The 17,286-nt window shown below is 66.4% G+C and carries 15 protein-coding genes; 9 read left to right on the forward strand and 6 right to left on the reverse strand.

Features of this window, described 5'->3' with window-relative positions; all coding sequences use genetic code 11:
* Nucleotides 1–76 precede the first annotated feature (76 nt).
* Complete coding sequence (gene fhuE / locus MHZ91_RS04520; RefSeq protein ID WP_239212647.1) at nucleotides 77–2,272, forward strand: ferric-rhodotorulic acid/ferric-coprogen receptor FhuE; 2,196 nt, start codon at nucleotides 77–79, stop codon at nucleotides 2,270–2,272.
* A gap of 69 nt (nucleotides 2,273–2,341) precedes the next feature.
* On the opposite strand, the gene MHZ91_RS04525 is transcribed toward fhuE, so the two are convergent.
* The gene (locus MHZ91_RS04525; RefSeq protein ID WP_175121256.1) at nucleotides 2,342–3,271 is read right to left on the reverse strand and encodes a LysR family transcriptional regulator; all 930 of its coding nucleotides are present in this window, start codon (nucleotides 3,269–3,271) and stop codon (nucleotides 2,342–2,344) included.
* Nucleotides 3,272–3,391: 120 nt separating this feature from the next.
* Here MHZ91_RS04525 and MHZ91_RS04530 point away from each other — a divergent pair, with 120 nt between their 5' ends.
* The 6 genes from MHZ91_RS04530 to MHZ91_RS04555 all read left to right on the forward strand — a co-directional run bounded on the left by MHZ91_RS04530 (nucleotide 3,392) and on the right by MHZ91_RS04555 (nucleotide 11,435).
* Entirely contained in the window at nucleotides 3,392–4,741 is a 1,350-nt protein-coding gene (locus tag MHZ91_RS04530) for a D-serine ammonia-lyase (RefSeq protein ID WP_239212649.1), read from the forward strand.
* A gap of 49 nt (nucleotides 4,742–4,790) precedes the next feature.
* A complete protein-coding gene (locus MHZ91_RS04535) occupies nucleotides 4,791–5,771 on the forward strand; it encodes a tripartite tricarboxylate transporter substrate binding protein (RefSeq protein WP_175121258.1) in 981 nt (326 codons plus the stop codon).
* Nucleotides 5,772–5,783: 12 nt separating this feature from the next.
* Nucleotides 5,784–7,307: an amidase gene (locus tag MHZ91_RS04540; protein ID WP_239212651.1), complete on the forward strand. Its 1,524-nt coding sequence runs from the start codon at nucleotides 5,784–5,786 to the stop codon at nucleotides 7,305–7,307.
* 266 nt (nucleotides 7,308–7,573) lie between these two features.
* A complete protein-coding gene (locus MHZ91_RS04545) occupies nucleotides 7,574–8,701 on the forward strand; it encodes a TRAP transporter substrate-binding protein (protein ID WP_239212653.1) in 1,128 nt (375 codons plus the stop codon).
* A 125-nt stretch (nucleotides 8,702–8,826) separates the two neighbouring features.
* On the forward strand, nucleotides 8,827–9,450 hold the full coding sequence (locus MHZ91_RS04550; RefSeq protein ID WP_175136290.1) for a TRAP transporter small permease subunit: 624 nt from the start codon (nucleotides 8,827–8,829) through the stop codon (nucleotides 9,448–9,450).
* On the forward strand, nucleotides 9,447–11,435 hold the full coding sequence (locus MHZ91_RS04555; RefSeq protein ID WP_239212655.1) for a TRAP transporter large permease subunit: 1,989 nt from the start codon (nucleotides 9,447–9,449) through the stop codon (nucleotides 11,433–11,435). Before MHZ91_RS04550 ends, MHZ91_RS04555 begins: the two co-directional genes overlap by 4 nt.
* Before the next feature lie 37 nt (nucleotides 11,436–11,472).
* On the opposite strand, the gene MHZ91_RS04560 is transcribed toward MHZ91_RS04555, so the two are convergent.
* The 4 genes from MHZ91_RS04560 to MHZ91_RS04575 form a co-directional block, all read right to left on the reverse strand.
* Nucleotides 11,473–12,156 (reverse strand): site-2 protease family protein, encoded by a 684-nt coding sequence (locus MHZ91_RS04560; RefSeq protein WP_239212656.1) that lies wholly within the window; start codon nucleotides 12,154–12,156, stop codon nucleotides 11,473–11,475.
* Nucleotides 12,153–12,641: a DUF6882 domain-containing protein gene (locus MHZ91_RS04565; RefSeq protein ID WP_239212657.1), complete on the reverse strand. Its 489-nt coding sequence runs from the start codon at nucleotides 12,639–12,641 to the stop codon at nucleotides 12,153–12,155. The genes MHZ91_RS04560 and MHZ91_RS04565 overlap by 4 nt, the downstream gene beginning before the upstream one ends.
* A gap of 117 nt (nucleotides 12,642–12,758) precedes the next feature.
* The gene (locus tag MHZ91_RS04570) at nucleotides 12,759–13,568 is read right to left on the reverse strand and encodes a nucleotidyltransferase domain-containing protein (protein ID WP_175136294.1); all 810 of its coding nucleotides are present in this window, start codon (nucleotides 13,566–13,568) and stop codon (nucleotides 12,759–12,761) included.
* Nucleotides 13,569–13,611: 43 nt separating this feature from the next.
* Nucleotides 13,612–14,361 (reverse strand): SDR family oxidoreductase, encoded by a 750-nt coding sequence (locus MHZ91_RS04575; protein WP_239212658.1) that lies wholly within the window; start codon nucleotides 14,359–14,361, stop codon nucleotides 13,612–13,614.
* 157 nt (nucleotides 14,362–14,518) lie between these two features.
* On the opposite strand from MHZ91_RS04575, the gene MHZ91_RS04580 reads away from it, so the two are divergent.
* Together MHZ91_RS04580 and MHZ91_RS04585 are read left to right on the forward strand one after the other, a co-directional pair.
* Nucleotides 14,519–15,436 (forward strand): LysR substrate-binding domain-containing protein, encoded by a 918-nt coding sequence (locus MHZ91_RS04580; protein WP_239212659.1) that lies wholly within the window; start codon nucleotides 14,519–14,521, stop codon nucleotides 15,434–15,436.
* Between the two features lie 78 nt (nucleotides 15,437–15,514).
* Nucleotides 15,515–16,315, forward strand: a complete 801-nt coding sequence (locus MHZ91_RS04585) for a DUF169 domain-containing protein (RefSeq protein ID WP_239212660.1) — start codon at nucleotides 15,515–15,517, stop codon at nucleotides 16,313–16,315.
* Here the strand turns inward: MHZ91_RS04585 and MHZ91_RS04590 are convergent.
* The gene (locus tag MHZ91_RS04590) at nucleotides 16,306–17,217 is read right to left on the reverse strand and encodes a LysR family transcriptional regulator (RefSeq protein WP_239212661.1); all 912 of its coding nucleotides are present in this window, start codon (nucleotides 17,215–17,217) and stop codon (nucleotides 16,306–16,308) included. The two genes, MHZ91_RS04585 and MHZ91_RS04590, sit on opposite strands and share 10 nt — an antisense overlap.
* Nucleotides 17,218–17,286 lie beyond the last annotated feature (69 nt).

The raw sequence follows: 17,286 nt of genomic DNA on the forward strand, positions 1-17,286 counted from the left end.
GATGGAAATGAGAAGGATTTGCATTTAAACTTCCTGCCGATTTGTCACCCTTTTGACCCACTCGGTAGGAAGCCCAATGCAAGCAGAAAGACGCGCCCGACGCGGCCACATCGTTCACCCACGTTTCATGCTGCGCCGCACGTCGGCGGCGGTTTTCCTGGCGTTGGCCTCGGGGGCCGTTGCCGCGCAGGACGCCAACGTGTCGACGCTGCCTTCGGTGCAAGTGGTGGGCGAGAACGCCAATCCGAACACCACCGAGGGGACGGGGTCCTACACGCCGCGCGCCACGGCGGCCAGCACCGGGTTGTCGCTGTCGCTGCGCGAGACGCCGCAGTCGGTCACCGTGATGACGCGCCAGCGCATGGATGACGAAGACATGCGGTCGCTGGCGGACGTCATGGGCAGCACGCCGGGCATTTCGGTGCAGAACTTCGATAGCGAACGCTACACGTTCAATTCGCGCGGCTTCAGCATCACCAATTACATGTACGACGGCGTGCCCACGGCGTTCGACGTGGGCTACGCGGCGGGCGAGTCGTCCGTCGACCCCATCATCTATGACCGGGTGGAGGTCGTGCGCGGCGCAACCGGCCTGATGACGGGCGCCGGCAATCCGTCGGCCTCCATCAACCTGGTGCGCAAGCACGCCGACAGCCGTGAGTTCAAGGCGGACCTGAGCGCGGGCGTGGGCAACTGGGACACCTATCGCGTGACGGCCGACCTGTCCACGCCGCTCAATGCCGAAGGCACTGTGCGCGGCCGCATTGTGTCCGCCTACCAGGACAACCATTCGTTCCTGGACTACTACCAGAACAAGAAGAAGGTCTTTTACGGCGTCGTGGACGCCGACCTGACCTCGCGCACGACGCTCAGCGTGGGCTACAACTACCAGGACAACGAGCCGCAGGGCAGCAGTTGGGGCGGCTTTCCGCTCTGGTACGCCGACGGCGGCCGCACCGACTGGCGCCGGTCGCTGAATACCGGCGCGCGGTGGACCTCGTGGGGCAGCACGACGCAGGGCGCGTTTGCCAGCCTGGAGCATCGCTTCGACAACGATTGGCGCGTTCAGGCCGTGGGCTCGTATTCCAAGAACGAAATGGACGGCAAGCTGCTGTATCTGTACGGCTGGCCGGACCGCGAAACCGGCCTGGGCATGGGCGCGTCGCCCGCCTGGTATCTGGGCGACCGCAAACAGAATGCGCTGGACCTGAAGGCCAACGGTCCATTCACGCTGTTTGGCCGCCGCCACGAAGCCGTGGTCGGCGCCAGCTTCAACCGGCAGAAGGGCGATTTCAACTACCGGTCCGCCATCGATGCGGCCGACGTCGGCAACTTCCTGAACTGGAACGGCTCGTATCCCGAACCGGACTGGAACGATTCCATCATCGCCAACCGCTACACCACCACCCAGACCGGCTGGTACGGCGCGTTGCGCCTGAACCTGGCCGATCCGCTCAAGCTCATCGTGGGCGGGCGCTACAGCACGTGGAAGACGAACTCGATCGGCTTTGGCGGAGAAGGCCGCACGGAGTTCGACAAGAACGCCTTCACGCCGTACGCCGGCCTGCTGTACGACATCAACGACACCTACACGGCATACGTCAGCTACACCGGCATCTTCAATCCGCAGACCTACCAGAACCGCAACGGCAACTGGTTGGATCCGCTGGAAGGCAAGTCGTACGAGGCCGGCATCAAGGGCGAATGGCTGGAGGGCCGTCTGAACGCCAGCGCCGCGATCTTCCAGATCGACCAGGACAACGTGGCGCAGGTCGACCCGGGCCAGATAGTGCCGGGCACGACCAATCAGGCCTACACGGCCGCGCAAGGCACACGCAGCCGCGGCTTCGACCTGGAAATGTCGGGTGAAGTGACGCCGGGCTGGAATGTGGCGGCGGGATGGTCGCATTGGACGGCCAGCGACGGCGAGGGCAACGCGATCCAGACCGACCAGCCGCGCAGCCTGGTGCGCGTCTTCACGACGTATCAGTTGCCGGGCGACTGGAACCGCCTCACGATCGGCGGCGGCGTGAACTGGCAAAGCCATGTCTACACCATCGCCAGCGGCCCGAACGGCGACGAACGCGTCAGCCAGGGCAGCTACGCCATCACCAACCTGATGGCGCGCTACCGCTTCAACCGCAGCCTGTCGGCGCAGTTGAACGTGAACAACGTGTTCGACCGCAAGTACTACAGCCAGATCGGCTTCTACAGCCAGGGCGCGTGGGCCGCGGGACGCAGCGCGATGCTGACGATGCGCTACCAGTATTGATCGCGGGCGATATGCGGGCCGCCTTGCACGGCCCGGCTTTACCCGGGCCCGGCATTACCCGGCCCGGTCTCAAGCCGGCCCGACCGGTCCGGAGGCTGCCCGTGCGGCCTCCGCGATGCTGGCGATGAACGCCTTGGCGGCCTCGGGCATGATGCGTCCGGCCAGCGTCTGCACCTCGAAGTGACGTTCGTTCATTTCGCGGTCGCGTAGCGGCACGGCGACGATCTTTCCCCATTGCAGGCGGTTGCGGATGGCCAGTTCACCACAGAAGGCCACGCCGCCGCCCGCGCTGGCAAACCCGACCAGCGCGTCGATGCTGCGGCTGGTGAACGCCGCCTCGCAATGCAGTTGCTGGCGGCTGCAACTGATGTCGATCAGCTGGCGCAAAGTGGAATCGGGGCTGGGCAGGGCCAGGGGATAGGCGATCAGCTGCGCCAGCGCCATCTCGCGCCGGTCGGCCAGCGGATGGTCTGCCGCCAGGATCGCGCGCACCGGCGCCGGCACGCGCGCTTCCACGCGGATGTCGCGCTGCGACGTGAGGCTGAGGGTGATGCCGATATCCGCCGAGCCGTCCCGGATGCGCTGGGGGATCTCCTGCTGCGAGCAGACGTCCAGCGAAAACCGGATGCCCGCGTAGTGCTGCCGGAAAGCCGCGATGGCCGCCGGCACGAACTCCGACGCATAGCCCTCGGTGCTGACGATGCGCACATGGCCCTGCCGCAGGCCGCGCAGCGCCAGGATGTCGCCCGCTACCCGTTCCACGTCCTGCTGCATGCGCTTGGCGTGCGCGGCCAGGAGTTCGCCGGCGGCGTTGGGGACCATGCCGCGCGCGCGGCGCTCGAACAGCAAGGTGCCAAGTTCCCGTTCGATGCGGGCGATCTGGCGGCTGACGGCCGAGGGGGCCACATCCAGGCGCCCCGCGGCTTCACTGACCGAGCCGGTGCGCACGACTTCCAGGAAATAGCGCAGGGAAATCTCCTGCAGGACGCGGGGGTTCATGGTCAACTCCAAGGTTTGCGGAAAACGCAAAGAAGAATTCTAACCATTGATATTGCTGCAAAGCGCTGGCCGCCTCTAGGATGTGGGCATTATTTGCGCTTCCCATTCGCTACCACAGCCATGTTTCAATCCGACGCTCCTTCCCAATCCCCCGTTCTGGATTCCCTGCGGCAGGCCAAGCCGGTGCTGTGGACAGGCCCGGACATGCCGGCGCCCGCAAGCGGACCGGGTGCGCATTTCCTGATGGATCAGGTGCTGTCGGCGCAGGAACGCTTTACGCGATTCGCGCCGCTGCTCGCCGAGCTGTTTCCGGAGTTGGCCGAGACGGGCGGCGTGATCGAGTCGCCGCTGCTCCCTGCCGCGGCCATGCAGGTAGCGATCGGCCTGCCGCCGGACGCCGGCCGGTTGTGGATCAAGGCGGACCACGCATTGCCGGTGGCCGGCTCCATCAAGGCGCGCGGCGGCATTCACGAAGTGCTGGAATTTGCCGAATCGCTGGCGCTGCGCGAAGGGTTGCTGCTGCCGGGCGATGATTACCGCAAGCTGGCCGGTCCGGAAGCTCGCGCCGTGTTCGGCCGGTATCAGGTCGCCGTGGGTTCCACGGGCAACCTGGGCCTGTCCATCGGCGTGATTGCATCGGCGCTGGGGTTCCGGTCGGCCGTGCACATGTCTGCCGATGCCAAGGAATGGAAGAAGGCGCGTCTGCGGGCGCGCGGCGTCGAGGTCGTGGAGCACGCGGGCGACTACGAAAAGGCCGTGGCCGCGGGCCGGGCGCAGGTCGAAGCCGATCCTTTTGGCTATTTCGTGGACGACGAGCGGTCGGCGTCCCTGTTCATGGGCTACGCCGCCGCCGCGCTGCACCTGCGCGTCCAATTGATCGAAGCGGGCGTGCAGGTCGACGCCGAGCATCCCCTGTTTGTCTACCTGCCTTGCGGCGTGGGCGGGGCGCCGGGCGGGATCGCCTTCGGCCTGACCCAGCTGTACGGCCCGCACGTGCATTGCTTCTTCGCCGAGCCGGTGCAGTCGCCGTGTTTCCTGGTGCGCATGATGGCCGGCCAAGGCGAGCTGCCGGGTGCGTCCGCGTCCGCGTCGGTGTACGACGTCGGCCTGACCAACGTGACCGAGGCCGACGGCCTGGCGGTTCCGACGGCGTCCGAGCTGGCGTACGCGGCGGTGGGCGCGCAACTGCGCGGCGTCTACACCGTTGAAGACGACACGCTGTACGCCGACCTGGCGCGCCTGAAGGACAGCGAAGGACTGCGCATCGAACCGTCCGCGGCCGCGGGTTTCAGCGGTCCGCGCCATCTGTGCGGCACCGACGCCGGCCGCGCATGGCTGCGCGCGCACGGCCTTGCCGCGCATCTGCCGCGCGCGACGCACCTGGCCTGGACCACCGGCGGGCTGTTCGTGCCGGACGAAGAATATGACCGATTCCTGAGCCGCGGGCGTTCGCTCGCGGCCGGCAACTAGGCGCCGACAGACGCGCCGCTTATCCACCACCTCCCCATCGAGCACCGCCATGAAAACCTCGTTTCTTGCAGTCAGCCTCGCTTTTGCCAGCACCGTCGGCGCCGTCGCGCCCGCAGTGGCCCAGGACGCCTATCCCAGCCGGCCGATTACGCTGGTCGTGCCTTTCCCGCCGGGTGGCGCCACCGATGTGCTGGGCCGCGTGGTGGCGCAGAAACTGGGGCAGGAATTGGGGCGCACGATCGTGGTGGAAAACCGCGCGGGCGCTGGCACGGTGATCGGCGCCAGCTTCGTCGCCAAGGCCGCGCCGGACGGCTACACGCTGCTGGTCAGTTCAGGCACGACCTTCACGGTCAACCCGGCCATTCAAGCCAACCTGCCGTACGACCCGGTCAAGAGCTTCGAGCCGATCGGCATTGTCGGCCGCACCGGTCTGGCGCTGCTTGCGAACCCCAAGGTGCCCGTCAAGGACTTGAAGGAGTTCGTGGCCTATGTGAAGGACCCGGCTCACGATCAGCCGCCCTACGGATCGTTCGGCACCGGCACCACCGCGCATTTCGTGGGCGAGGCCTTTACCTCGGCCGCCAAGCTGAAGATGACGCATGTGCCGTACAAGGGCAGCTCGCCCGCGATGACTGACCTGATCGGCGGACAGATTCCGTTCTCGGTCGACACCGTGGCCGCGGCCCTGCCGCAAAGCAAGCAGGGCAAGGTGCGCGTCCTGGCGGTGTCCGCGCCCAAGCGCTCCGCCTTCCTGCCCGACGTGCCCACGTTCGCGGAACAGGGTTATCCGTCGGTCGCGATGGATACGTGGCTGATGGTCGCCGCGCCGCGTGGCCTGCCGGCCGACGTGAAGACGCGGCTGGAGAAGGCGCTCAAGGCGACCGTCGAATCGCCCGAGGTGGTCAAGAGCCTTGAGGCGCAAGGCTTCGAAGCCGCCTTCGCCAGCGCCGCTGAAGGCGAGGCGCTGATCCAGCAGGAACTGCCCGTCATGCGTGAAGTGGCGCAGCGGGCCAACATCAAGATCGACTGAAGGAAGACGACGATGGCATTGGACGACACCCTGGTATCCCTGACGGCGGTCGAGCTGCGGCGCATGATCGGCGCCCGCCAGCTTTCGCCGGTGGAATTGCTGGAGGCCTGCATCGCGCGCATCCAGGCCGTGAACCCGTACATCAACGCGGTGACCGCCACCGCCTATGAGCGGGCGAGGGCGGAAGCGCGCGCCGCCGAGCGCGCCGTGATGGCGGGCGAGCCGCTGGGCCTGTTGCACGGCCTGCCGATGGGGGTGAAGGATCTGGAACCCACCGCCGGTGTGCTGACCACGTACGGCTCGCCCTTGTATCGCGGCCACGTGCCCGACGAGGACATCGAGCTGGTGGCGCGCCTGCGCCGCGCCGGCGCCATCGTCGCTGCCAAGACCAACGTGCCCGAAATGGGCGCGGGCGCCAACTCGCGCAACACGGTGTGGGGCGCGACCGGCAATCCGTTCAATCCGAATTTGAACGCAGGCGGTTCGTCGGGCGGCTCAGCCGCAGCGTTGGCCGCCGACATGCTGCCGGTCTGCACGGGCTCGGACACCGGCGGCTCGCTGCGCATTCCCGCGTCCAAGTGCGGCGTGGTCGGATTCCGGCCGTCGCCGGGCGTCGTGCCCAGCGTGCGCAAGCCGCTGGGCTGGACGCCGATTTCGGTGGTCGGGCCGATGGGCCGCACGGTGGCCGACGCCTGCCTGCAGATGGCGGCGTCCGCGGGCATGCATGCCGGCGATCCGCTCAGCTATCCGCTGGACCCGCTGCAATTCCTGAACCCCGGCGTCGCGGACCTGGGCTCGCTGCGTGTGGCCTACACCGAAGACTTCGGCGCGTGCGACGTGGATGACGGCATCCGCGCCACCTTCCGCGAAAAGATCGCCGCGATGCGGCATCTGTTTGCCGCCTGCGATCCGATCGACCTGGATGTGGGCGAGGCCCACCGGTGCTTCGACGTGCTGCGCGCCGAAGCCTTCGTGGCGGGTATGCGCGACGCCTACGAGAAGGATCCGTCCAGCCTGGGTCCCAATACCCGCGCCAATTTCGAAATGGGCGCGGCGATGAGCCTGAAGGACTGCGCGTGGGCGCAGGCCGAGCAGACGCGCCTGATCAAGCGCTTTCAGCGCGCCTACGACGATTACGACCTCATCCTTTCGCCCACCACGCCGGTGTCGCCGTTTCCGTGGACGCAGCTGTACGCGGACAAGATCAACGGCGTTGCGCAAGAGAACTACTACCGCTGGCTGGCACTGACGTATGTGGTCACGCTGACCACGCACCCGGCGCTGACGCTGCCGTGCGGGCGCGACGCCAAGGGCATGCCGTTCGGGCTGCAGATCGTGGGCCGCTTTCGCGCAGACCGTGAAGTGCTGGCCGCGGCGCAGGCGATGGAGCAGGCGTTTGCGGGCTCGGACGTGCTGCAGCGCCCAAGGCCGGATCTGGCGGCGTTGCGTCCTGCCGAGCCGGCGTTGACGTCGATCGTGACGTCGCCGCCACAGCTGCACGGCGGGGGAGATGCGGGTTCCGTGTCGGCGGTATAGCCCCGCCTTTCAGCGCATCGGGCCAGCACGCCGCGCCACGCGGCCTGCTGGCCTTTTGCTATTTCAGGCTAGTCCGTTTTCTAGGGTAATTCCTGACTAAAAGCTGATTGTCAGCCGTTTGTCAGGCAGGTTTAATCACTCCAAAGTTGCGCATCAGACGCATCAACCGGCATCGGATGGCTCGCAGCAGCCAATCTGTGCCACACCCTTGCAGCCGTAGTAACAACACGCTGGTCCATGTAGTCCACCCCAGGAGACAACAAGCCATGCAACACGTTACAAAGCCCCGCCGCCGCAAATTCATCTCCGGCGCAGCCGCCGCAGGGGTCGCGGCGCTAGGATTTCCCGCCATCGCCAAAGCGCAGAACGCGCCCATTTCCTTCCGCTTCCAGAGCACCTGGCCCGCGAACGACATCTTCCACGAATTCGCCCGCGACTACGCCAACAAGGTCAACGAGATGGCCGGCGGTCAGTTGAAGATCGAAGTGCTGCCCGCGGGCGCCGTGGTCAAGGCGTTCGACTTGCTGGATGCGGTGTCGGCCGGGACGCTGGATGGCGGCCACGGCGTGGTGGCCTACTGGTACGGCAAGAACACGGCAGTTGCGCTGTGGGGGTCCGGTCCGTCTTTCGGGATGGATGCCAACATGCTGTTGGCCTGGCATGAATACGGCGGCGGCAAGGAGCTGCTGGTCGAGATCCAGAAGGCCATGAACGTGAACGTGCAGTCCCTGATGTACGGACCGATGCCGACGCAGCCGTTCGGTTGGTTCAAGCGGCCGGTCACGAAGGTCGAGGACGTCAAGGGCGTGAAGTTCCGTACCGTGGGCCTGGCCATCGACATGTACACCGCGATGGGCGCGGCCGTGAATGCGCTGCCCGGCGGGGAAATCGTGCCGGCCCTGGACCGCGGGCTGCTGGACGGGGCGGAATTCAACAACGCGTCTTCCGACCTGGCGCTGGGATTCCAGGACGTCTCCAAGATCTGCATGCTGCAGAGCTTTCACCAGAGCGCTGAGCAATTCGAGGTGCTGTTCAACAAGGCCAAGTACGACGCCTTGCCCGAACACCTGAAGCACATCCTGAGCTATGCGGCGCAGGCGTCCAGCGCGGACATGTCCTGGAAGGCGGCGAACCGCTATTCGCAGGACTACATCAAGCTGCAGAAGGATCACAACGTCAAGTTCTACAAGACGCCGGACGCGATCCTGCAGCAGCAGCTCAAGATCTGGGACGAGATGATCGCCAAGCGGTCGGCCGAGAATCCGCTGTTCAAGAAGGTGCTGGAATCGCAGCGGGCGTTCGCGGAGCGGGTGGGGCGCTGGCACGGCGACACCACCGTCAACTACCGCATGGCCTACAACCACTACTTCTCGCGCAGCACCAAGCCGGCCTGACGCCGTCCTGCGCCGCACCCGCGCGCCGCCTGGCCGGCGCGCGGGGTTTCGCCATGCGTCCAGGTTCCGTGCGCGCCGGCGGCAGGTTTGCCGCGGCCTGAGCGGATCCGACTCCAGGACCTTCGATGATCCGAATCGTACGTTTCATAGATAGCATCTCCACCCTTGTGGGCAAGACCTTTGCCTGGCTGATCGTGGTGCTGACGCTGCATGTGTGCTGGGAAGTCGCGGCGCGCTACATCCTGAACCAGCCCAGCGCCTGGGCGTTCGACCTGCAGATGATGTATTACGGGATCCTGTTCATGATGGCCGGGGCGTATACGCTGGCCAAGAACGGGCACGTGCGCGGGGACATCCTGTACGGATTCCTGCCGCCGCGTGTGCAGGCGGGGCTGGACCTGCTGCTCTTCATCGTCTTTTTCTTTCCGGGCGTCATCGCCCTGGTGTGGGCGGGCTGGTACTACGCCGGCTATTCCATCGCCATCCGCGAGCATTCCTCGCTGATGGCCAACGGGCCGCCGATCTATCCATTCAAAGCCTTCATACCCGCTGCCGGCGCAGTGCTGCTGCTGCAGGGCGTGGCCGAGGTCATGCGCTGCATCCTGTGCCTGAAACAGGGCGCGTGGCCGTCGCGTGAAGAGGACGTCGAGGAAGTGGACGTCGACAAGCTCAAGGAGATGGTGCACGTGAAGGACGAAGACATCGCCAAGCTCGATCGTTACGTCAACTCCGGGGAGTCCCAGCGATGAAAATCCACAAGGCATTGTGGTTCGGCCTGTCGTGCATCGCGCTGGTGCTGCTGATGATCGCGTTCTTGACGCCGTGGGACAACCTCACCACCGGCCACATCGGGCTGCTGATGCTGGCCCTGATCGTGGTGGCGATCATGCTGGGCTTTCCCACGGCGTTCACGCTGATGGGCATGGGCGTGCTGTTCACGTTCCTGGCGTATTACATGCAGAGTTCGGATCCGGGGCGGTCGCTCGGACAGACACTGGACCTGATGGTGCAGCGCACGTACGCCACGATGACGAACGATTCGCTGATTTCGATTCCGCTGTTCGTGTTCATGGGCTATCTGGTCGAGCGCGCCAACCTGATCGAAAAGCTCTTCCGGTCGATGCATCTGGCGCTGGCGCGGCTGCCCGGCGCGCTGGCGGTGGCCACGCTGGCGACGTGCGCCATCTTCGCGACGGCGACGGGCATTGTGGGGGCGGTGGTCACGCTGATGGGGTTGCTGGCAATGCCGGCGATGCTGAAGGCGGGGTACAGCGTGCGCCTGACGGCAGGTTCGATCACGGCGGGCGGCTGTCTGGGCATCCTGCTGCCGCCGTCGGTGATGCTGATCGTGTACGGCGCCACCACGGGCGTGTCGGTCGTGCAGTTGTATGCCGGTGCGCTCTTTCCCGGGCTCATGCTGGCGATTCTGTACATGGTGTACGTCATCATCGTGGCCAAGCTGCGTCCCGACATGGCGCCGCCGCTGCCCGAGAGCGAACGCGGCGTGCCGCTGTCGCCCGACACGGCCGCGTTGGCGGCGGGCCCCTACACGCGCGCCGTATCGGGCATGCTGGCCGCCATGTTCAAGGGCCGGCGCAACAGCGCGGTGTCGTTTGGCTATCTGACGCGCAATATGGCGATGGCGTTGTCGCCGTTGTTGGTCACGGTGCTGATGCTGGCGGTGGTGCATCATGCGCTGACCAAGCCCGCTGTGGAGTACGAGATTCCCTCCGAACTGCAGTTGGGCTCGGGCGGCTTCGATTCCGGCTCTGGATTGAGCGAACCGCCCACGGACGGCTTGGCCGAGCCGCCGTCCAATGACCTGCCCGAACCGCCGTCCAATGAACTTGCCGAACCGCCGGGTAGCGCGCCCGCCGCGTCGGGCTTGAGCGAACCGCCGGGCACGCCCGCCGCCCAGCCGCCAGCAGGCGCGGCCGCACCTGCACAGCAGGCCGCACCCGAAACGGCCGACGCCCGCAAGCCCGCGCCCACCGGCTTCTGGATCTTTGCAGGCGTCTGCGCAGTGATGCTGGCAGTGTTCTACGCCGCGCTGACGTGGGCGCGGCTGGAAATCTTCAAGATGCTGATGGCGTCGTTCTTTCCGCTGGCGGTGATGATTGCGGCCGTGCTCGGTTCGATCGGCTTTGGCCTCGCCACGCCCAGCGAGGCCGCCGCCATGGGCGCGATGGGCGGGGCGTTGCTGGCGCTGGCGTATCGCAGGCTGAATCTGCCGGTGCTGCGCGAATCGGTGTTCCTGACGGCCAAGACCAGCGCCATGGTGTGCTGGCTGTTCGTGGGGTCATCGATCTTCTCGGCGGCGTTCGCGCTGCTGGGCGGCCAGCGGATCATCGAGGAATGGGTGCTGTCGCTGGGTCTGACGCAGATTCAGTTCCTGCTGCTGGCGCAGATCATCATCTTCCTGCTCGGCTGGCCGCTGGAATGGACCGAGATCATCGTGATCTTCATGCCGATCTTCGTGCCGCTGCTCAATACGTTCGGCATCGATCCGCTGTTCTTCGGCTTGCTGGTCGCGCTGAACCTGCAGACCGCGTTCCTGTCCCCGCCGGTGGCCATGTCGGCGTTCTACTTGAAGGGCGTGTCGCCGCCGCACGTGACGCTGAATCAGATCTTCCTGGGCATGATGCCGTTCATGGGGATCCAGGTCGTCGCGATCTTCCTGCTGTACATGTTCCCGGCGATCGGCATGTGGCTGCCGACGGTGCTGTATCGGTAAGGCGCGAAGGTGTCAGACACCTGCTTTCACTCGGGTGTCAGACACCATTGCTGAGATACACCACGGCCGCGACGAGCCAGGACGCCGCCAGCGCCACATAAGCCAGCAGAAGGATCTGCGTAACGGATGCCGGCCAATGCTTGCCCAAGCCGGCGCTTTTTCCCAGCGCGCCCAACAGGTAACCGCCGTTCGCGCCCGGCAAGGGCAGCAGGTTCAGCGCTGCCGTGGTGGCGGCGGTCAGGCCCAGCAACGTGGAAAATGGCAGACTTTGCGCGGCGCCATCCACGCGCGCCAGCAGCGCCTGCGCCGTGTGCAGCGGCGACAGCGCGCCGCTGATGATGTTCGCAAATCCACCCGTCAGCGCCTGCACGCCCGCCATGCCGCCGAGCAGCGCGCACGCCAACGCGATCAGCGCGAGGCAGCCGGAAGCGCCGATGAACAGTTGCGCCCAGAGCGGCTGCGCTTCCAGGTGTTGCGGGTGAATGTCCGCGTCATCCGCCGGCATCGTGTCGCCCGCCGTCTGGAAGCGGACCGCGCCGCCGATGGGCAGCAGCCGGATGCTGAGCTTACCCATCCGCAACAGGCGCGGCCCCAGCCCGAACGACAGTTCGTCCAGCGCCACGCCCAGCGCACGTCCCGCGAAGGCCATCACCATCACATGCAGCAGGGCACAAAGGACAACGGCCAGCAGCAGGCCGATGGCCCCTGACGCCACCGTCACTCGCTTTCCGCCTTCGACAGCGACACTTTCCCGAATGTCATCCACACATGCGCCGTCTCGGACGCCTGCGCGCGATACGAGCCGGAGGCTTCACCCAGCCGCATGGCGACGGCGGTGAACTCCCAGGCCTGGGCGTCGTCGCAATCGACTTTGCGTTCGGTATAAGCGGGCAGTCCATGCGCACGCCCGAACGCCAACGCCAGTTGCGCGTGCTCGGCCAGCTCGGCCGGCACCGACGGGTGGTCCCAGCCCCACAGGAAACTGCCGTCCTCGCTGTTGGACGTGCCGATGATCTGCACCGGCGCGGTGGCGACGATGCCGCCGGGAAGCTGGAACACGATCAGCCCGCTATCCATGTCCACCGACCATTGCTCGGCCTCGTCCAGGTGCCAGGTCGCGCAATGCGCCGTGGTGGCGGCCTGCATGCCTTCCATGCTTTGGGCGATGAAGTTCTGGACGTCGAAGGGCTTGGTGGTGTCGGACATGCTCGCTTGTTCCATCTAGATAAAGGGGCCGGTGATGATACGTGAAACGCGTTTGTGCGCGGCAATGAGGGAGGGCGCGCCGTCGCAACGGGCATCGGCGGCCGTTGGTCCAGCAGCTCAATACGTCAGCGGCGCGCCCGTGACGACCTCATACAAAAACCGGTCCAGCGTCTCGGTCTGGCCGTCGGGCCGGTCGAAGTAGGGCGCCTTTTCCAGTTCGGCCAAGGTCGATTCAAGATACGCGTGGATCAGCGGGAAGCGAGGACCGTGCTCGGCTTCGCCCGCCGCCATCTTGATGGCCAGCAAGTCATTGATCTCGGCGCGCAACGCGGTGTCGGTGATGATGACGTCGGCCAGATCGGCAAAGCGCATCGGCGGAACGCCCCGGCCGCTGTCGATCCATTGGGCGGCTAGCACCGGGCGCAGGACGTACAGATACTTCTTCAGGCGAACCGTGTCGCCCTGCAGCGATTCGCGGAAGTTGCGGCCGGCCATGGCAACGTAGTGCCAGCGCCCCTTGGTGCTGGAGAAGTACGCGCTGCGGAAATGCCGCAGCCACGCGCTGACGGCGTCGTCCTGGCGATAGATGATGGGCGAATCCAGCCACTCGAAAAGCGTGGGGTTGGAACCGCGCAAGAGTTGCAGAGACTTGCGCAGCTCCCAGCCCGAGACGTCCAGTTCGTCGTCAATCGGCAGTTCGATCACGTCGCGTTGCGGCGCCACGCGCAGATACCAGTCCAGCTTGTGTACGTACAGAAAGCGCACGTCGTAGTCGCTGTCGGGCGAGGCAAAGCCCCAGCCGCGGCTGCCGGATTCGCAGGCGAGCAGGACGCGCACGTCGTGGCGCTGCTCGATGTCTTGCAGGGTCGCCATCACGCGTTCGCGGACGGCGGGGTCGATGGGGTGGGCGTGCAGGATCGAAGTCATGCCCCGCATCCTAGCACCGCCCGGCCATCGGCCCGGCTCCGGCTCAAAGCTGGCTCATCCCGCCGTCCGCAATGATCTCCGTGCCAACGATGAAGGCCGATTCGCGCGCGGCCAGATGCAGGACGGTTGCGGCGATTTCCTGCGGCGTACCGAAGCGGCCCAGCGGAATCTGCGACTGGATGCTGGCGGCGGTCTTCTCCAGCGTGTCGGCGTCCAGGCCCAGCTTGCCGTAGATCGGCGTCGTGACCGGACCGGGGCTGACGACGTTGACCCGAACGCCGCGCGGCAGCCATTCGGCCGACAGCGTTTTCGCCAGCGAGATCAGCGCCGCCTTGCTGGCCGCGTAGATCGACGACGCCGGCATGCCGATATGGGCATTGATGGACCCGTTGAGCACGATGGAGGCGCCCGCGTTGAGCAAGGGGTCCAGCGCCTGCAACTGGAAAAACACGCCCTTGACGTTGGTGTCGAACGTCTGGTCCCACAGGTCTTCGGTGGCGTCGGCCAGCGTGGCGAATTTGGCGATGCCTGCATTGACGAAGACGGCGTCCAGGCGCACGCCTGCCGAGGCCAATGCGTCCGCCAGGGCCGCCGCCGCGCCGGGCGCGCCAGCGGTGTTCTGGATGACCAAGGCGTTGCCGCCCAGGGTGACGCGGGTCTTTTCCAGCGCCGCGGTGTCGCGTCCGGTGACGATGACGCGGGCGCCTTCGGCGGCAAAGGCTTGGGCGGCAGCGAGGCCGATGCCGCTGGTGCCACCGGTGACCAGGACGGTCTTTTGTTCAAAACGGTTCATGACGGGTTCCTTTGGTGTGGAGGTGAGGTGTAGCCATGTTGCGCCTGGCCCGGTGGTTTGTCGTACGATCTGACGCACAAACACGTTCGAAGAAATTGCACATGTTTGGCCCGGAACGTGTATCCCTAGAGGTACAGCCCACTATGTTGAGTCCGCGATGCTGACTGCCAATGAACTCTCACTGCTGGAAGCCATCCGCGATAGCGGCAGCCTGTCCCGGGCGGCCGCCCGGCTGGGCAAGGCGCCGTCTTCCGTGTCGCACGCCGCGCGGCAACTGGAGGAACGCTTCGATGCCCTTTTGTTCGACCGCCGCGGGTATCGGCTGCAACTGACGCCCGCCGGCCAATTGCTGGCGGACGAAGCCGCGCGGCTGGCGCAGGACGTCAGCCGGCTCACGCAGCGCGTGCGGCAGGTGGCCAGCGGCTGGGAAGATCGCCTGCACATCGTCAGCGACGAGATCCTGGAATTCGAACTGATGGCGCCGCTGGTCGGGGCCTTCGACAAGCTGGATTCAGGCGTCAGGCTGCGCTTCACGCACGAAGTGCTGGGCGGCACGTGGGAAGCGCTGCGCGAGGGACGGGCAGACCTGATTGTGGGCGCGACCAACGAGCCGCAGACCATGCCGAACCTGCAATGGGCGGCGTTGGGCGAGATGGAATGGCTGTTTGCCGTATCACCGCGCCATCCGCTGGCCAAGGCAAAGGGGCCGTTGCGCCAGGACCAGATCCAGCAACATCGCGCCGTCGTCGTCGCCGACACGGCGCGCGGCTCGTCGGCGCGCGGGTACGGCAGGGTAGGCGGGCAGGTGACATTGGCCGTGCCCAGCATGCGCGCCAAAATCCTGGCACAACGCGAAGGCCTGGGCGTGGGTTGGGTGCCGCGCCACCGCGTGGCCTCGCTGCTGGCGCGAGGCGAACTGGTCGAGATGGCCACCGAGACGCCGCGCGAGCCCAACCTGCTGTACCTCGCCTGGCGCGGCGATCACGACGGCCGGGCGCTGCGCTGGTGGCTGGACCAGTTGCGCCAGCCGCGCATGGCGGCGGCGCTGATGCGGGGCATCGACGGGTTCGCCTGACGCGTTGTAGTCTTGACCGCGTGCGGCAGCGCGGGCCTCCGGCGCGCCAGACCGCAAACAACAGTCCAAAGGACGAACATGGAAGAGACAAGGCAGGAAACCGCGCTCGATTGGGGGTCGCTGGTCGACGACCTGAACCGGCTGCTGCGGCTGAAGACCACTGTCATCGGCATGAAGCTTTACGAGCACGAAGCCGACATGGCGGGGGTGAAGGGCCTGCGCCGGCCCAAGGCCACGCACACCACGGACCAGATCGTGGGCATGGCGGCAAGGCTGGGCTGGACGGTTGGCATTACGGGCGACGATCTGGTCGGCGCGCAATGCCGCGCGGTCATCGGGCTGGGGCCACAGGACGAAGATTGGAAGCGCGGCAAGGAATATGTGGGGGTCTGGCACGCGACCGAAGCCGATGCACGGGCGCGCCAGGAGGCGCTGACCTGTGTGCCGGCGGACAAGTATCGCGCCATGGTCGTGTCGCCGCTGGCATCGGGGCGCCTCGACCCGCCGGACATCTGCCTCGTGTACGCCACGCCGGGCCAGATGATCATCCTGATCAACGGCTTGCAATGGAAGAACTACCGGCGCTTTGACTGGAGCGTCGTGGGGGAAACCGCCTGTGCGGATTCCTGGGGCAGGGCGCTTGCCACCGGCGAGCCCAGCCTGTCCTTGCCCTGTTTCGCCGAGCGCCGCTATGGCGGCGTGCCCGACGAAGAAATGCTCATGGCGCTGCCTCCCCGCTATCTGCCGATTGCCATCGAGGGCATGAAGGAGCTGGCAGCCAATGGCCTGCGCTATCCCATCGCGCCCTATGGCATCCAGAACGACGTGCGCGCCGGCATGGGGGTGAGCTACGCGCAGCCGCCCAAGGCTCAGGGGTGAATGCCGGCGTGCAGCGCCGCGGCCAGCGCGCGCGCGGCCGGTCCCAGCGGCCGGTCGATACGGTGCGCAAGATAGGTTTCGGTGGTGATCTGGCTGTCGCGGCCCAGGCTGGCGGTGGGCACGCGCAGCAGGCGGCCCTCGGCCAGGTCGCGCTCGACCTGCCACAGCGGCAGCCGGCCCCAACCGAGCCCGGACAGGATCAGCGCGTGCTTGGTGTCCTGGCCGCTGACGCGGCAGGTCTGCGGCGACAGCACGGCAAAGTCGCGGCCCTCCGACAGCGACGAGGGATCGGACTGCACGATCTGAAGGTGATCCGCCAGCTCCGCCGCGGTAAGCGCGCGGCCGGCGCGCGCAGTCTGCGCCAGGGGATGCGAAGCGCCGACCACGGCCACCATCTGGATGGCGCCAAGCGCCTGCACCGCAATGCGCGGATGCCGGAAATGCTCGCCTGCAAGAATGCCCAATGTGTGCGTGCCGGCCAACAGCGCGTCGACCGGTCCGCCCAAGGGCAGCACCGAGACACGCATCGCCACCGAGGGATACGCCGCGCGCATGTGGTTCAGCGCCGCACCAGCCCGTTCGATCGGAAAGAGCGTATCCACCACCAGCGAAAGCTCCAGCTCGACGCCTTCGCCCAGGCCTTGCGCGCGGGCGCGCATCGCATCGACCCGCAGCAGGATGTCGCGGGCATTGGCAAGCAGCGCCTGGCCCTGCGGCGTCATGACGGGACGATGGCCGGTGCGGTCGAACAGCGGCACGCCCAGTTGCGCCTCCATGTTGGCAATGGCGTGGCTCACGGCGGACTGCACACGGGACAAGCGGCGGGCGGCCGCGCGAAAGCTGCCGGTGTCTGCGACGGCGGAGAACACACGCAGTTGGTCCAGGGTCAGCGCGTCAATCATGGGAAGGTTGATCTATTTGTTCGATCAAGATCGTCGAAAGGTTATCACTTCGCGGAATCAATTTTGCGA

Origin of the sequence: Achromobacter sp. ACRQX (assembly GCF_022346505.1) — a bacterium.
Classification (GTDB): domain Bacteria; phylum Pseudomonadota; class Gammaproteobacteria; order Burkholderiales; family Burkholderiaceae_B; genus Achromobacter; species Achromobacter animicus.

What these genes read in the sequence shown, in the direction of transcription:
- fhuE (WP_239212647.1), top strand. Translation starts at nt 77, where the DNA reads ATGCAAGCAGAAAGACGCGCCCGACGCGGCCACATCGTTCACCCACGT.
- MHZ91_RS04525 (WP_175121256.1), bottom strand. Translation starts at nt 3,271, where the DNA reads ATGAACCCCCGCGTCCTGCAGGAGATTTCCCTGCGCTATTTCCTGGAA.
- MHZ91_RS04530 (WP_239212649.1), top strand. Translation starts at nt 3,392, where the DNA reads ATGTTTCAATCCGACGCTCCTTCCCAATCCCCCGTTCTGGATTCCCTG.
- MHZ91_RS04535 (WP_175121258.1), top strand. Translation starts at nt 4,791, where the DNA reads ATGAAAACCTCGTTTCTTGCAGTCAGCCTCGCTTTTGCCAGCACCGTC.
- MHZ91_RS04540 (WP_239212651.1), top strand. Translation starts at nt 5,784, where the DNA reads ATGGCATTGGACGACACCCTGGTATCCCTGACGGCGGTCGAGCTGCGG.
- MHZ91_RS04545 (WP_239212653.1), top strand. Translation starts at nt 7,574, where the DNA reads ATGCAACACGTTACAAAGCCCCGCCGCCGCAAATTCATCTCCGGCGCA.
- MHZ91_RS04550 (WP_175136290.1), top strand. Translation starts at nt 8,827, where the DNA reads ATGATCCGAATCGTACGTTTCATAGATAGCATCTCCACCCTTGTGGGC.
- MHZ91_RS04555 (WP_239212655.1), top strand. Translation starts at nt 9,447, where the DNA reads ATGAAAATCCACAAGGCATTGTGGTTCGGCCTGTCGTGCATCGCGCTG.
- MHZ91_RS04565 (WP_239212657.1), bottom strand. Translation starts at nt 12,641, where the DNA reads ATGTCCGACACCACCAAGCCCTTCGACGTCCAGAACTTCATCGCCCAA.
- MHZ91_RS04570 (WP_175136294.1), bottom strand. Translation starts at nt 13,568, where the DNA reads ATGACTTCGATCCTGCACGCCCACCCCATCGACCCCGCCGTCCGCGAA.
- MHZ91_RS04575 (WP_239212658.1), bottom strand. Translation starts at nt 14,361, where the DNA reads ATGAACCGTTTTGAACAAAAGACCGTCCTGGTCACCGGTGGCACCAGC.
- MHZ91_RS04580 (WP_239212659.1), top strand. Translation starts at nt 14,519, where the DNA reads ATGCTGACTGCCAATGAACTCTCACTGCTGGAAGCCATCCGCGATAGC.
- MHZ91_RS04585 (WP_239212660.1), top strand. Translation starts at nt 15,515, where the DNA reads ATGGAAGAGACAAGGCAGGAAACCGCGCTCGATTGGGGGTCGCTGGTC.
- MHZ91_RS04590 (WP_239212661.1), bottom strand. Translation starts at nt 17,217, where the DNA reads ATGATTGACGCGCTGACCCTGGACCAACTGCGTGTGTTCTCCGCCGTC.